The organism is Wenzhouxiangella indolica (assembly GCF_042310355.1).
Classification (GTDB): Bacteria; Pseudomonadota; Gammaproteobacteria; order Xanthomonadales; family Wenzhouxiangellaceae; genus Wenzhouxiangella.
The window spans coordinates 13,736-25,684 of sequence record NZ_JBHJMR010000017.1; the positions used below are offsets into that span (position 1 = coordinate 13,736).

At 66.9% G+C, this 11,949-nt stretch carries 11 protein-coding genes; 8 read left to right on the forward strand and 3 right to left on the reverse strand.

What is annotated here, in order from left to right; genetic code table 11:
• Nucleotides 1–12 precede the first annotated feature (12 nt).
• From ACDC67_RS14030 to ACDC67_RS14065, 8 genes are all read left to right on the forward strand, one after another.
• Entirely contained in the window at nucleotides 13–717 is a 705-nt protein-coding gene (locus tag ACDC67_RS14030) for an SDR family oxidoreductase (RefSeq protein WP_376694127.1), read from the forward strand.
• A gap of 91 nt (nucleotides 718–808) precedes the next feature.
• Nucleotides 809–1,825, forward strand: coding sequence for a hypothetical protein (locus tag ACDC67_RS14035; RefSeq protein WP_376694129.1), 1,017 nt, complete (start codon nucleotides 809–811; stop codon nucleotides 1,823–1,825).
• Nucleotides 1,826–1,970: 145 nt separating this feature from the next.
• Nucleotides 1,971–4,052, forward strand: coding sequence for a S9 family peptidase (locus tag ACDC67_RS14040; RefSeq protein ID WP_376694130.1), 2,082 nt, complete (start codon nucleotides 1,971–1,973; stop codon nucleotides 4,050–4,052).
• Between the two features lie 503 nt (nucleotides 4,053–4,555).
• Nucleotides 4,556–5,149 (forward strand): hypothetical protein, encoded by a 594-nt coding sequence (locus tag ACDC67_RS14045; protein ID WP_376694132.1) that lies wholly within the window; start codon nucleotides 4,556–4,558, stop codon nucleotides 5,147–5,149.
• A 158-nt stretch (nucleotides 5,150–5,307) separates the two neighbouring features.
• Nucleotides 5,308–5,889, forward strand: a complete 582-nt coding sequence (locus ACDC67_RS14050) for a hypothetical protein (protein WP_376694134.1) — start codon at nucleotides 5,308–5,310, stop codon at nucleotides 5,887–5,889.
• 115 nt (nucleotides 5,890–6,004) lie between these two features.
• The gene (locus ACDC67_RS14055) at nucleotides 6,005–7,246 is read left to right on the forward strand and encodes an FAD-binding domain-containing protein (RefSeq protein WP_376694136.1); all 1,242 of its coding nucleotides are present in this window, start codon (nucleotides 6,005–6,007) and stop codon (nucleotides 7,244–7,246) included.
• On the forward strand, nucleotides 7,243–7,632 hold the full coding sequence (locus ACDC67_RS14060; protein ID WP_376694137.1) for a thiol-disulfide oxidoreductase DCC family protein: 390 nt from the start codon (nucleotides 7,243–7,245) through the stop codon (nucleotides 7,630–7,632). Before ACDC67_RS14055 ends, ACDC67_RS14060 begins: the two co-directional genes overlap by 4 nt.
• 722 nt (nucleotides 7,633–8,354) lie before the next feature.
• Nucleotides 8,355–10,826: a DUF305 domain-containing protein gene (locus ACDC67_RS14065; protein ID WP_376694139.1), complete on the forward strand. Its 2,472-nt coding sequence runs from the start codon at nucleotides 8,355–8,357 to the stop codon at nucleotides 10,824–10,826.
• 124 nt (nucleotides 10,827–10,950) lie between these two features.
• On the opposite strand, the gene ACDC67_RS14070 is transcribed toward ACDC67_RS14065, so the two are convergent.
• Genes ACDC67_RS14070 through ACDC67_RS14080 form a run of 3 tightly spaced genes read right to left on the reverse strand, consistent with a single transcriptional unit; the run spans nucleotide 10,951 to nucleotide 11,891 of the window.
• Nucleotides 10,951–11,385: a DUF2784 domain-containing protein gene (locus ACDC67_RS14070; RefSeq protein WP_376694140.1), complete on the reverse strand. Its 435-nt coding sequence runs from the start codon at nucleotides 11,383–11,385 to the stop codon at nucleotides 10,951–10,953.
• Between the two features lie 25 nt (nucleotides 11,386–11,410).
• Nucleotides 11,411–11,671 (reverse strand): type II toxin-antitoxin system RelE family toxin, encoded by a 261-nt coding sequence (locus ACDC67_RS14075; protein ID WP_376694141.1) that lies wholly within the window; start codon nucleotides 11,669–11,671, stop codon nucleotides 11,411–11,413.
• Nucleotides 11,658–11,891, reverse strand: a complete 234-nt coding sequence (locus ACDC67_RS14080) for a CopG family transcriptional regulator (protein WP_376694143.1) — start codon at nucleotides 11,889–11,891, stop codon at nucleotides 11,658–11,660. The genes ACDC67_RS14075 and ACDC67_RS14080 overlap by 14 nt, the downstream gene beginning before the upstream one ends.
• Nucleotides 11,892–11,949: the final 58 nt, after the last annotated feature.

Below are 11,949 nucleotides of genomic sequence, written 5' to 3' on the forward strand. Positions count from 1 at the left end.
AGGAGCTTTGCCATGAGCGAACGACACGACCGGGTTCTGCTGATCACCGGCGCCTCCAGCGGCATCGGCGCCGAGACCGCACGGCACGCGGCGAAGGCCGGCTATCGGCTGGCCCTGTGCGCGCGCTCCAAGGACAAGCTCGACGCCCTGGTCGACGAGCTGGGCGCCGATCGCGCCTTCGCCACGACCTGCGATGTCACCGATTTCGAGGACCAGAAACGCATGGTTGAGGCGGTGATGGACCACTACGGCCGCATCGACGCGGTCTTCGCCAACGCCGGTGTCGGCGGTCGGCCGGCCGGCTTTGCCAGCGGCTCGGTCGACGACTGGAAGCTGATGGTCGACGTCAACATCCTGGGCGCGGCCTACACGCTGCGCGCCACGCTCGAGGAGGTGAAAAAGAACAAGGGCCACGTGCTGCTGACCGGCTCGGTGGCCGGACGCCGCACGCTGGCCGGCTCGATGTACTCGGCCACCAAGTGGGCGGTATCGGCCATCGGCTACGGCCTGCGCGCCGAGCTCGAAGGAACGGGCTGCCGGGTCACGCTGATCGAACCGGGCATGGTGGACACGCCGTTCTTCGACGAACCCAAGCCGGATGTCCTCAAGGCCGAAGACGTGGCCCGCACGGTGATGTTTGCGCTCGGCCAGCCGAAACACGTGGATGTCCACGAACTGATGGTGTTGCCCACCCCGCCGGAAGACGAGCCGGGCTGAGGGCCGGGGTTGTGTCTCTCCCGGATGGCATGATTGTGAAAGGTTTCACGTTTATATGACCTCTACAGACGCTCTTCGGGAGGGATTTGCAATGGAACAACGGATTTCAACGGCTTCGATGGCACGCTGGGCCCTGGTCATGTTCGCCGTTTGCCTGCTCGGCAGCGGCAGCGCCCTGGCGCAGGGCAAGGGCGAGCCCCGAGAAAGCCGCGGTGGCGGCGGCATATTGATCGACAACGGTGTCAGCGGCGATGGCGCCTGGGCCGTGGAGGTCCTGGCCGGCGGCGACACGGAATTCGGCGAACTCGACGCGGTGGATTTTGCGCCGGAGGACCTGATCTACGAGTTCAACACCTACGTCGATGACGGCGACGACGGCAGCTTCGTGCCCTTGAGCGCAACGACCGTGACTTCGCCGCCCACGCTCACCGACACCGCCGAAGTGACCTCGTCGGGCAGCTTCACCGGCCCCAACGGTCAGATCGACTGGACGGCGGTGGCCGCGATTCCGGCCGGCGAGGCCACTTACCAGGTCACGCTGACCTTCGAGTCGGCCTCCGCCTTCGGCGACGTGCGGGTCATCAACTACTTTGACCAGGACATCCTCGGCGCGAGCGACGATGTGATGATCGTGCTGGGAACGCCTGGCGCCAGCAATTTCCAGATACTGACCCTCGACGATACCGATGACCTCGGCATCGGGCACTTCGCGGACTATGCCCCCGATTCGGCAACTTACGCGGGCTTCGCGGCGGATGAGTTCAGCGAACTGCGGTCCGCGATCTCGGGCGGCACGGCCACCTTCAGTGTTGGCGGCGACATCAACACCACGTTACTGCCGCCGCTCAACGACCCGCGCTACCCCGGCGAGGAAGCCTACGGCCCGGCCGATATCACCGACGCCTACGCCTTCGACCTCGACCCCGGCAGCACGCAGGCCACGCTTGCCTTCTCGCTGGGCGGTTCGATCTCGGGTGAGCCCATCGGCCCCGAACCCGGGGGCGAGAGCCTGTCGGTGAACACCCTGTCTCCCGTCGGCCTGGCCCTGCTGATGCTGGTCATGGCCGTCGCCGCGTTCACCACGCTGGTCGGCCGCCGCTGCTTCTGAGCGAGTGAGCCGCTGAACCCCGCCGGGCGCCGTGTCGACTGACGGCGCCCGGCCTTTCTTTCCTTGCCCGGGCCCACCCGCGTGGCCCTGCAGCGCGACTGCAATCCTGCCTACAATGGGCGGATCACCCGATCCGGAGCCCATGATGTTCAAGTCCCTTCTCGCAGGCGCCCTGACCCTGCTGCTGGCCACGCCGCTCGCGGCGCAGGACACCGACCTTCAAGCGATCACCCACGAGGACGTCTGGCTGATGAAGCGGCTGGGCGCGCCGGTGGTCAGCCCCGACGGGCGGCACGCGGTGGTGTCGGTGACCGAACCTTCCTACGAGGACGACGAAGAAGTCTCCGACCTGTGGCTGATCACCGTCGACGGTTCGGAGCCGCCGCGCCGGCTCACCACCACGCCCTCGGCCGAATCCGGCGTGGACTGGCGGCCCGACGGCGGTGCGATCGCCTTCTCGGCCAAGCGAAGCGATGAGGAAGACGCCCAGGCGCAGATCTTCGTGATGGACATGACCGGGCCCGGAGAGGCGCGGCGCATCACCGAGTTTTCCACCGGCGCGGCGAACCCGAAATGGAGCCCGGACGGCGAGCGTATCGCCTTCGAGAGCTCGGTCTGGCCGGATGCCGAGGGCAGCGAGGCCAACGCCGAGCGCAAGAAGGCCGAGGACGAAGACGGCATCAACGTCTCGCGCTACGAGCACTTCCCGGTGCGCGACTGGGACAAGTGGCGCGACAACAAACAAAAGCGCCTGTTCGTGCAGCAAGCCGAGCGCGGCGCCGAGCCGGCCGACCCGATGTTCGACACGGGGCTGGTCTCCGGCCCCGGCTACGAGGGCGGGCTCGATGCGGCCTGGACACCCGGCGGCGACGCCCTGGTCATCACCGCCACGGCCAACCTGCACCAGGCCGCGCATTCGATCGTGCGCCGCCACCTGTATCGCGTTCCCCTCGACGGTGGCGAGCCCGCGCGCATCACCGACGGCGACGACTTCAGCTGCACCGGCGCGCAGTTCTCGCCCGACGGCGAGTTCGTCTACTGCAACTACGAGCCGATCAACGACTGGGTCTACAACCACAACGAGATTGCCCGGGGCGAGTGGAACGGCGAGCGAATCGCCGGCGAGCTCGAGGTGCTGACCTCCGGCTTCGATCGCTCGGTGGGCGGCTTCGATATTGCCGCCGACGGTGAAACGATCTACTTCAATGCCGCCGACCAGGGCCGCGTGCGCCTGTTCGCCATGGCCGCCGACGGCAGCGAAATCACCGTACTCGACGCTGAAAGCCGCGGCGTCTACGGTGGCGTGCAGGCCGCGGACGATGCCATCGTCGCCAACTGGGAAAGCTCGGCCGTGCCGGTCGAGGTCGTTCGCGTGGCGCCGACGAGCGGGTCGAGAACGGCGCTGAGCGAGTTCAACGCCGATCGGCTCGAAGGCCTGGACCGCCCGGCCTTCCGCGAGTTCTGGTTCACCTCCTCGAAGGGCCGGGAGATCCACAACTGGCTGGCGCTGCCGCCCGACTTCGACGAGAGCAAACAGTACCCGCTGGTGCTGTTCATCCACGGCGGGCCGTTCAGTTCCTCGCTCGACGCCGACCACGTGCGCTGGAGCCCGCACCTGCTGGCTTCGGAAGGCTACGTGGTGCTGCTCACCGACTACACCGGCTCGGTCGGCTACGGTGCGGAGTTCTCGCGCAACATCGAGGGCGACCCGCTGGCCACCCCGGGCGAGGAGCTGGTCGAAGCCGCCGACGTCGCCACCGAGCGCTTCGACTTCATCGACCCCGACCGCCAGGCCGCCAGCGGCGCGAGCTACGGCGGCCACCTGGTCAACTGGCTGCTGGCCACCACCGAGCGCTTCGACGCGCTGGTCGGCCACGCCGGCCTGGTGGACCTGGAGGGCCAGTGGTCGACCAGCGACGTGATCTTCCATCGCGAACGCATGAACGACGGCCCGCCCTGGAGCGAGAGCACGGTTTGGGACGAGCAGAGCCCGTCGAGCTACGTCGAGAACTTCAACACCCCGACCATGCTCACCATCGGCGAGAAGGACTACCGCGTGCCGCTCAACCAGACGCTCGCGGCCTGGACCTACCTGCAGCGCATGCAGGTGCCCTCGCGACTGCTGGTCTTCCACGACGCCAATCACTGGATCATGAAAGGCAAGGAAGCGCGACACTTCTGGGACGAGGTGCACGACTGGCTGGCGGAGTACCTGAAAGCGGAATGACCTGGTCGCAGGATGCGTGGAGGCCGCAGGCCGCAGCGCCTCGGTTCCGGCGCCGTGCAACGATGCGTTGCGCTGCCGCTCCACGCATCCTACGAAAGCACCCCGGCACCCCGGCACCCCGGCACCCCGGCACCCCGGCACCCCGGCACCCCGGCACCCCGGCACCCCGGCACCCCGGCACCCCGGCACCCCGGCAACCCGGCAACCCGGCAACCCGGCAACCCGGCACCCGGAACCCGGAAACCGGAACCCGGAACCCGGAACCCGGAACCCGGCATTGTAGGATGCGTGGAGGCCGCAGGCCGTAACGCATCTGTGCCAGCGGCAGACACGAACGCCTCGCACCGGCACGCATTTCAAATTCCCCCGCGCTTGGGGTAGGCTTGCCGGCGGCGGATTGCGCAAGGGGCGGAAAGGGGTTTCTCCCGGTTGTATTCCCTGGATCGACGATCGGCTCTTTGCGGGCGGGCTGCCCCGTCCTGGCTTTCAACCTGGAGAAACGAATGAAGACGGGCAATATGATCTGGGGCGTCGCGGCGGCGGCGTTCATGGCGGGTTCGACGGCGGCGACCGCCGAAGAACCCACGTACAGCTACATCGAGGGCGGTGCCGGCTACGCGCAGGTGGACACGCCCGGCGGCAAGGGCGACGGCGGGTACTGGGCCGGCTTTTCGGCCCGCCTGGCCGACAAGCTCTACATCAACGGCCGGTACGGGCGCTACGACCTGGCGCGCTACTCGATCCACGCCGCGGGCGAGTTCGAGCTGGGGCAGCTCAACTTCGGCTACCGCCTGCCGATCGGCGAACACAGCGACTTCAACGCCGAGATCGGCTTCGACCAGTTCGACATCAGCGACTCGGCCGGCGCACGCGACGACGACGGCAGCGGCGCGCGCGCATCGGTCGGCGTGCGGCTGCGTTCAGGCTCGCGCGTGGACAGCCGCATCTACCTCGGGTACACCCAGGCGCAGCAGGACGTTTTCCTGGGCGTGGAAGGCAGCTTCCCGTTGACCCAACGGCTTGGTTTCACGCTGCAGTTCGAAAGCTACGAAGGAGATCGCAACCTCCTGCGCGGCGGCCTGCGCCTGGGATTCTGATCGCGGTACGTGCATGAACCCCATCGCTTGGGGTACGCTATTTCAAGCGGGTTGGCGCCCCGGGACGCAGAGGGGGAGATTCTTCCGGTGGTTTCCTATGGTCGGCAATCGGCTCCGAACGGGCGACTTCGCCCGCATTCATACACCTGGAGAAACAAATGAAGGCAACCAACATCCTGCGGGGCGTCGCGGCGGCGGCGTTCATTTCCGGTTCCATGCTGGCCGTGGCCGAGCAGCCGAACTACAACTACCTCGAGATCGGCTACGGGGTTATCGATATCGACGATTTCTCCCTTTCGGGAGACGACGGCTACTGGGGGGGCTTTTCGGCGCAAATCGCCGAACCGTTCTATCTCAACGGCAGCCATCAGCGCTACGACGTCGGCGGCTACTGGTCTTCCGTCGACCTGGACATCAGCAAACTGAATTTCGGCTACCGCACGGCGATCAGCAATGGCTCGGACTTCAACTTCGAGTTGGGTTATGACCGGATCGACGCCGGGTCGCTCGACTCCGACGGCTTCCGCGCTTCGGCGGGCATCCGCAGCATGTGGGCCAACTCGGCCCAGAGTCGCTTCTACGCCGGCTACACCACCGACTCGAGCGGCAACGACGGGGACTACTTCCTGGGGCTGGAAGGCACTTATGCGTTTTCCGAGCAGTTCGGCTTTACGCTGCAGGTCGAGACCTACGAATTCGACCTCAACATCGTTCGCGGCGGTATTCGCCTGATGTTCTGAGGGGCCTCGTTCGGGCAAGACGGTGGGGGTCCGCCGCTGATCCAGCCCCGATCTACACGTGGTGTTGGCAGACGGGGCGGTAGCGTACAGCCCTTGTTCGCGATACCGCACCGTCATGCCCGCTCTCGAGTTTCCCGCACCATTCGACCTGTTTCCGCCCGGCCGCGAGGCCGGGCTGGAACGGCTGCGTGATTTTGTCCCGCACGCCGGCCGGGAATACGCGGCCGGTCGCAACGCGGACTCGGGCCCGGGCCGCAAGAGAGGCGTGTCCATGCTCTCGCCCTGGATCCGCCACCGGCTGCTAAGCGAACACGAAGTGGTTCGGGCCGTGCTCGAACGCTGGGCGCCATCCACGGCCGAGAAATTCATCCAGGAAGTATTCTGGCGCAGCTACTGGAAGGGCTGGCTGCAGATGCGCCCGCAGGTCTGGGACGCGTTCGTCGAAGAAAGCCGGCGGGAGCTGGAAAGGGTTCGCGCCAATGCCGGCATGTCCCGGGCACTGACCGATGCCGAGCAAGGGCGTACCGGCATCGAGTGTTTCGACGACTGGGCGCGAGAGCTCGTCGCCACCGGCTACCTGCACAACCACGTGCGCATGTGGTTCGCCTCGATCTGGATATTCACGCTGAAGCTGCCCTGGGCGCTGGGCGCGGATTTCTTCCTGCGCCACCTGCTCGACGCCGACCCGGCCTCGAACACGCTGGGCTGGCGCTGGGTGGCGGGCATCCAGACGCCGGGAAAGACCTACCTGGCGCGTGCGGACAACATCGAGAAGTTCACGCACGGGCGCTACCGGCCGACCGGGCTGGCAAGGGAAGCCCCGGCCATCCGGGACGAGCGCCCACCGAGCGCCGGCGAGCTGGAAGCGCTGCCCGACCTGCCCGACGGCGGGAAAGCCTTGTTGCTGCTCCATGGCGACGACCTGGTCGGCCTCGACGCGCTGCCGAACGGTGTCGACACCACCGGTGCCGTTGTCTGCGCTGCCGGTCATCCGGACCACCCCTGGCCCTTTGGCGACAAGGCGGTAGCGTTCGTGGGCAAGGCCGCGGCGGATGCCGCAGTGCGGGCGCAATTATCCCTTTCGGCGAACGCCACCTCGATCGAATCCCTCGGCGCCGACGCGCTCATCGAACGGGCGCAGCAGGCCGGGGCCGACTGGGTGCTGGCGCCGGAAGCGCCGGTCGGCCCGCTGCGCGACGCGCTCTTTGCCGTGTCGGCCGAACTCGACGCGGCCGGCTTGCCGCTCTACCGCTTCCGCCGCGACTGGGACACCGCCGCCTGGCCCTTGGCGACGAAGGGGTTCTTTCCCTTCAAGAAGCACATTCCCCGACTCCTCGAACGCGCGGGCCTGACATGAGCGCGCGGGTGACGGTCTACTACGATTCGGTCTGCCCGCTGTGCCTGCACGAGATCGCGCTCATGCGCCGGCTCGACAAGCGCGGGCGGATCGAGTTCGTCGACGTCTTCGACGAGTCCAGCCAGTGCCCGCTCGACCGCGACGCGCTGCTGGCCCGTTTTCATGCCAGGGACGAGGGCGGAAAGCTGGTCTCGGGCGCCGAGGCCTTCGCCGCGATGTGGCGCCAGATTCCCGGGCTGCGGCCGCTGGGCCTGCTCGCCCGCTATCGCCCGGCATCGTGGCTGCTCGAGCGCCTCTACCGGCTGTTCCTGAAGCTCCGACCCATGCTCCAGCGACTCGTCGGCGGCAAGACGCCGGAAACCAGGGGAGATGATGCGTTGCGCTGACGCTCCACGCATCCTACGAATGAGCCGCCGTTGTGCCACCGGCGGGACACGGAATCGTAGGATGCGTGGAGGCCGAAGGCCGTAACGCATCATCCCACCGCCGGGCCATGATGCGTTGCGCTGACGCTCCACGCATCCTACGAATAAGCCGCCGTTGTACCACCGGCGGGGCACGGAAACGTAGGATGCGTGGAGGCCGAAGGCCGTAACGCATCATCCCACCGCCGGGCCATGATGCGTTGCGCTGACGCTCCACGCATCCTACGAATAAGCCGCCGTTGTACCACCGGCGGGGCACGGAAACGTAGGATGCGTGGAGGCCGAAGGCCGTAACGCATCATGCCGACGTCGGGCTGAAGCTCCGACCCATGCTCCAGCGACTCGTCGGCGGCATGACGCCGAAAACCAGGGGAGATGATGCGTTGCGCTAACGCTCCACGCATCCTACGAATGAGCCGCCGTTGTGCCTCCGACGGGGCACGGAATCGTAGGATGCGTGAAGGCCGAAGGCCGTAACGCATCATCCCACCGTCAGACCACGATGCGTTGCGCTGACGCTCCACGCATCCTACGAATGAGCCGCCGTTGTGCCACCGGCGGGGTACGGAATCGTAGGATGCGTGAAGGCCGAAGGCCGTAACGCATCATTCCGGCGTCTGCCCACACTCCGTCGCGTCGAATCTGCTAGATTCCCGGGTTCTGTCACGTACGGGAACATCCAGATGTCCGCAGTTTCAAGGTTTGTCCACGCCCTCGTCGCACTGACTTGCGCCGTCGGCCTGGCCCAGGTCGCCCTCGCCCAGGCGCCCATCGTCCAGCCCGGAAAACCCGGCGAGGCCAGTCGCACGATTTCCGCCGAGGACGCCATCGACCTGGCCAGCATCGGCTACTCGGAGGCGGACGTGACCTTCATGACGGACATGATTCCGCACCACCACCAGGCGCTGGTGATGTCGGCGCTGGTGGCCGATCGCACCGGGCGCAATCAAATGACCGACCTGGCCGAGCGCATCGCCGCCTCGCAGGAGGACGAGATCGCCTTCATGCAGGACTGGCTGCGCGAGCGCGGCGAGGACGTGCCCGACCCGACCAGGCACCACGCCATGCACACCCACCACGACATGGCCGGCATGGCCAGCCCCGAGGAAATCGCGCAGCTGGAGAACGCCAGCGGCCCGGACTTCGACCGCCTGTTCCTCGAGCTGATGATCGACCACCACCAGGGCGCGATCACGATGGTCGACGAGCTGCTCGATTCCGACGGTTCGGCCCAGGACCCGGTGCTGTACGAGTTCACGACCGACGTCGTCAACGACCAGGAAGCCGAGATCGAACGCATGACCGCCATGCTGGCCGGCTTCTCGCCGGACCCGCGCGTCGGCCTGGCCGCCGGCTTCCGCGATGCCGGCGAAGCGATTTCCAACCTCGAGCTGGTTGCCGCCCTGCCCAAGCCCGACGGCTTCTTCGACCCCGAGCATCCGGCGGGCCGACCGATCCCGAACGACGACGAGGACGAAGACGAACAGGAAGACGACGATCAGGCGGGCGATGATGAAGCGGCTGACGAGGACGGCGAAGCCGCAGGCGAAGAAGACGGCGGCCGCGAGAACGACGGCAAACCGCGCCCGTCGCTGCTGAGTTTCTCCAACACCGACATGGCCTTCACCGACGAGGTGCTGGTGGCCGGCAACTACCACGGCTTCAACGTCTACGACATCGGCGGCGCGGTGCCGGAACTGGTCAGCTCGGTGGTCTGCCCCGGCGGCCAGGGTGATGTCTCGATCGCCGGCGATTTGCTGATCATGTCGGTCGAGCAGACCCGCGGCCGGCTCGACTGCGGCCTGATGGGCACCGCCGGCAAGGTCAGCGAGGATCGCTTCCGCGGGCTTCGCATCTTCGACATCTCCGACCTGACCAACCCGGTGCAGGTCGGCGCGGTGCAGACCTGCCGCGGCTCGCACACCCACACCATCGTCTCCGGCGACGGCGAGTCGGGCTCGCTGATCGTCTACAACTCCGGCACCGCCCCGGTGCGCGACGAAGACGAGATGGCAGGCTGCCTCGACACCCGCCGCTACGGCGACGAGGGCACCGCGCTGTTTCGCATCGACATCATCGAGATCCCGGTCAAGCGCCCGCAGGACGCGCGCATCGTCGACAGCCCGGCGGTGTTCGCCGACCCCGAATCCGGCACCTTGGCCGGGCTGTGGGCCGGCGGCGACCACGGCGATGAAACGCAGGAAACCAACCAGACCGACCACTGCCACGACATCACCGTCTTCCCGGAGAAGAACCTGGCCGCCGGCGCCTGCTCGGGCAACGGCATCCTGTTCGACATCTCCGACCCGATGAACCCCGAGCGCATCGACGAAGTGGTCGACCCCGGCTTCGCCTACTGGCACTCGGCCACGTTCAACAACGACGGTACCAAGGTGCTGTTCACCGACGAGTGGGGCGGCGGCAGCCGGCCGCGCTGCCGGGCCTCGGATCCGCTCGACTGGGGCGCGGACGCCTTCTACGACATCGTCGACGGCGAGCTGGTGCGCGGCGGCTACTTCAAGATGCCCGCCCCGCAGTCGCCGGAAGAGAACTGCGTGGCCCACAACGGCTCGATCATTCCGGTGCCCGGGCGCGATATCTTCGCGCAGGCCTGGTACCAGGGTGGCTTGTCGGTGATCGATTTCACCGACTCGTCCAATCCGTATGAAATCGCCTTCTTCGACCGCGGGCCGGTCGACGGCGAGGACCTGACCATGGGCGGCTACTGGTCGACCTACTGGTACGACGGGCGCATCTACGGCACCGAGATCGCCCGCGGCCTGGACGTGTTCGAGCTGCTGCCGAGCGAACACCTCAGCGACAACGAGATCGCCGCCGCCAGGGCCGCGCTGGACGGCGACCTGTTCAATCCGCAGACGCAGACGCGCCTGAGCTGGCCGGCCACACCGGTGGTCGCGCGCGCCTACGCCGACCAGCTCGCAAGAAGCTCGACGCTCGGCGCCGCACACGGCGATGCGCTGAATGCCGCCCTCGACCGCGCCGAATCGGGCGATACCGACAGCGAACTGGTCGACACGCTCGATTCACTGGCCGGCGTCTTTGCCGAGCAGTCCAGACAGCACGAGGGCGCCACGCGCAAGCGGCTGAGCGCCCTGGCGGATACGCTCATGGGCATCGCTGACGGAATGGAGTAGGCCGCGATGCGAAAAAGACGGCGGTCCCGGCGCCGACGCAACCTGCTGGTGGTCATAGTCGTCGTCGCCGTGCTGTTCGCGGTCGGCCGGGCCATCCGGCCGCTGGTCGGTTGAACCGAGGTGTTTACCGGGTGGAACGCCCCGCCCGGCGCCTTCGCGGCGGGAAGTGAACCCAGCTCACGACTACCAGCGTCCCGAAGGCCGTGTAGATCACGAGGAACGTCGTCCAGGACAGGTCGAGAAACAACAGCTCGCCCAGCCAGTAGCCGATGAAACTCTGGTCGTGGTACGCCTGCCCGGCCGCCCGGCGCAGTTCCGCCTCCCAGACGGTCAGCGGGCACAGGCGACCGAGCCAGGTCTGGACGACGATGTAGGCGATGACCACCAGGTGGATTCCGCGAAACCAGGGATTGCGAACCCATTCCCAGCCGCGGATCCAGCCGGCCATCACGGCCAGTTGCCCGCCGATGACGAAGGCCACGAACAGGGCATGAACCACCAGCACCGCGTCGGCCAGCAGGCCGGGTTGGGGAAGTCTGTGGAGGAATTCCTGGCTCATGGCCTCATGGTAGCCGCCCCGGCGCTCAGCGGCGATAGACGCTCTTGCGGTGCGCGACCTTGACGACGGTGACGATCAGCCTGCCGCCAAGTACCTCGTAGAGAATCCGGGACGGCCCCTGGCGAATCCGGTAGCGTTCCTGCCCGGAGAGCTTCTCGCATCCACGCGGTCGCGGGTCTTCGCGCAGCGCTTCGATTTGCTCGAGTATCCGGGCAACGTCCGGATTGGGAATCCGTCTCAAGTCTTTCGCGACGGACCGTTTGACGACCAGCTCATATCTTGCCATGGGCCTTGAGGTCGTCCAGCAGGGCCTCGTAGTTCATGGACGGCTCGGCCACTCGATCGCTGAAGGCCGACAGGTCTTCCCGATCCTCTGCCAGTGCGGCGCGAACCGCGTCGTTGACGATCTCGGAAATCGAGCGGTCGCTGTTGGCGGCCTTCAGACGCAGGGCCGCGTGGATCTGCGGGTCGAAATAGATGGTCGAGCGCTTGGTGGCTTCGGACATGGGTGGCTCCCGCGCTGAGTATGGATCCAGATTCCAGACTGACACCAGGACGTTTTAA

Coding starts and splice junctions, on each gene's coding strand:
- ACDC67_RS14030 (WP_376694127.1), top strand. CDS start 13: ATGAGCGAACGACACGACCGGGTTCTGCTGATCACCGGCGCCTCCAGC.
- ACDC67_RS14035 (WP_376694129.1), top strand. CDS start 809: ATGGAACAACGGATTTCAACGGCTTCGATGGCACGCTGGGCCCTGGTC.
- ACDC67_RS14040 (WP_376694130.1), top strand. CDS start 1,971: ATGTTCAAGTCCCTTCTCGCAGGCGCCCTGACCCTGCTGCTGGCCACG.
- ACDC67_RS14045 (WP_376694132.1), top strand. CDS start 4,556: ATGAAGACGGGCAATATGATCTGGGGCGTCGCGGCGGCGGCGTTCATG.
- ACDC67_RS14050 (WP_376694134.1), top strand. CDS start 5,308: ATGAAGGCAACCAACATCCTGCGGGGCGTCGCGGCGGCGGCGTTCATT.
- ACDC67_RS14055 (WP_376694136.1), top strand. CDS start 6,005: ATGCCCGCTCTCGAGTTTCCCGCACCATTCGACCTGTTTCCGCCCGGC.
- ACDC67_RS14060 (WP_376694137.1), top strand. CDS start 7,243: ATGAGCGCGCGGGTGACGGTCTACTACGATTCGGTCTGCCCGCTGTGC.
- ACDC67_RS14065 (WP_376694139.1), top strand. CDS start 8,355: ATGTCCGCAGTTTCAAGGTTTGTCCACGCCCTCGTCGCACTGACTTGC.
- ACDC67_RS14070 (WP_376694140.1), bottom strand. CDS start 11,385: ATGAGCCAGGAATTCCTCCACAGACTTCCCCAACCCGGCCTGCTGGCC.
- ACDC67_RS14075 (WP_376694141.1), bottom strand. CDS start 11,671: ATGGCAAGATATGAGCTGGTCGTCAAACGGTCCGTCGCGAAAGACTTG.
- ACDC67_RS14080 (WP_376694143.1), bottom strand. CDS start 11,891: ATGTCCGAAGCCACCAAGCGCTCGACCATCTATTTCGACCCGCAGATC.